A 2,005-nucleotide genomic window follows, 5' to 3' on the forward strand; every position below is an offset into this window, starting at 1 on the left:
TCTTCCAAATGCTTCGCCCCTACTGACAACTGACAAATTAAATTAATCCCAGTTCGCGTTTTAATAAATTAATGGACTGTGTGCCGATATAATTTTCACAGCGAATGAGTTTAGGTGGACGAATTAGGTCTTCTAAGACTGTTTGCATAGCTGATTGTGCGGTAGAATAGCTGACTTGATCCGTACAAAAGATAATTTCTGAGCGTTTGACGATAGCGTGTAGTTTATAAGCATCCTTGGGTTGGGCAGTCATTACTAATAATTCATCCCCGCGTAAACCGTGTAAAATGACTTCTGTGGCTCTGAGAATGCCAGGACTAAGGCTAACTATGCCGATACAACTAGATTTGGCTAGGCTTTTAACTACAGCGAGTTCCTTGCTATAATCGTGAATATCTAAGGGAATCACCCGGACAGCTTTTGGTGCAGCGATCGCTTCCACTTCTCCGATAAAATAACGACTGGTGACTAATGTGGCTGAGGTAGTTTGGTCGAGGACGCTGATAAGTTCTTCCATTGCTACGAGTTGGACTGGGATTTGCAGGGATTCTTCCAACTCATTAATCATTAATTCCCCAGCCCCAATATCTTGAGATGGGGTTACTACTAATACTCTGGCACTACAACGCAAACGCCAGTCAACTTCTGCTAAAAATATTTCCCTGGCTTGATTGAGAGAACAGCCTTGACTAAGTAACTCATCTAGGGCTTGTTCCACTACCTTATAAGCCTCAGGATGTTGTTTAAGCATGGGTGACTGGGATTTACTTCCACCCTCATGACCTTGGGCGCGGACATAGATTCCTGAACCTGCTAGACTTTCAACAAATCCTTGTTCCTCCAATTGGCGGTAAACTTTACTAATGGTATTGCGATGTAATCCAGTTTGCATTGCTAAAGCTCTGGTACTGGGCAGTTTATATCCAGGTGTATATTGCCCAGAAGCGATCGCAAATCGGATTTGATTAAATAGTTGATTAGATGCAGGAATTTCACTATCTGGCTGAATACGAAATTGAATCATTACCAATTCTGCTCCATAAAACTTATACAAATGGCCACAATTTACCTGTTAAATATATGATTGATAAGTTAGTTTGCTTTGGAAAATATTACCACAGAAGAATACACCGATTTAGGAGTAAACAGTCAGAATGAATGAAGTAGGTTGGCCGCTCCGCCAACAGGGCTAATAAATATTATTAATTCTCGCCTATTCCCTTACTACCAACTTAATTATGACAGAGCCAACAATAAACACTTCAACAATTCAAATTTCTGAAGATAATTTGCAAATCGCCGCTTATTTAGCTAAACCAACAGCAACCGGTTCTTATCCAGGAATTGTGGTTTTACAAGAGATTTTTGGCGTTAATGTGCATATTCGGGATGTCACAGAACGGATTGCTAAACTGGGATATGTAGCAATTGCTCCAGCACTGTTCCAGCGTCAAGCCCCTGGATTTGAGACTGGTTATACTGCCGACGCGATGGAAACAGGTAGAAATTATGCCTCACAAACTACAGCATCAGAACTTTTAAGCGATATTCAAGCAGCTATTAACTACCTGAAAACTTTACCCCAAGTCAAACCAGATGGATTTGGTTGTATTGGCTTTTGTTTTGGTGGTCACGTCGCCTATTTAGCTGCTACTCTCACTGATATTCAAGCCACTGCGTCCTTTTATGGTGCGGGAATTACTACCCGGACTCCTGGCGGTGGAAATCCCACGGTGACGCGGACATCAGAGATTAAAGGCACTATCTACACCTTTTTTGGTGCGGAAGATGCGAGTATTCCCCCAGAACAAGTGGAAGAGATTGCCGCCGAATTTGCAAAATATAACATTTCTCATCGGCTGTTTCGCTACGATGGATCTGATCATGGGTTTTTTTGTGACCGTCGTGCCAGTTATAATCCTAAAGCTGCGGCGGACGCTTGGGCGCAAGTCCAACAACTTTTTAGCCAATTGTCCTGACAACTGTACGGGCGAAGCATTTGGAG

General features: G+C 42.4%; 2 protein-coding genes. One reads left to right on the forward strand and one right to left on the reverse strand.

All coding sequences use genetic code 11. The annotated features are described in order from the left end of the window. Window positions 1–37: 37 nt before the first annotated feature. The gene (locus FJR06_RS20885; protein ID WP_015079252.1) at window positions 38–1,024 is read right to left on the reverse strand and encodes a GntR family transcriptional regulator; all 987 of its coding nucleotides are present in this window, start codon (window positions 1,022–1,024) and stop codon (window positions 38–40) included. Between the two features lie 214 nt (window positions 1,025–1,238). Between FJR06_RS20885 and FJR06_RS20890 the strand changes: the two genes are divergently transcribed. After that, window positions 1,239–1,979: a dienelactone hydrolase family protein gene (locus tag FJR06_RS20890; RefSeq protein WP_168652195.1), complete on the forward strand. Its 741-nt coding sequence runs from the start codon at window positions 1,239–1,241 to the stop codon at window positions 1,977–1,979. Window positions 1,980–2,005: the final 26 nt, after the last annotated feature.

The sequence above is a fragment of the Dolichospermum sp. UHCC 0352 genome (genome assembly GCF_009711925.1).
Lineage (GTDB): Bacteria > Cyanobacteriota > Cyanobacteriia > Cyanobacteriales > Nostocaceae > Dolichospermum > Dolichospermum lemmermannii.

Bases quoted from the DNA above. Each gene is read 5' to 3' on its own strand.
- FJR06_RS20885 (WP_015079252.1), bottom strand. From the start codon at position 1,024: ATGATTCAATTTCGTATTCAGCCAGATAGTGAAATTCCTGCATCTAAT.
- FJR06_RS20890 (WP_168652195.1), top strand. From the start codon at position 1,239: ATGACAGAGCCAACAATAAACACTTCAACAATTCAAATTTCTGAAGAT.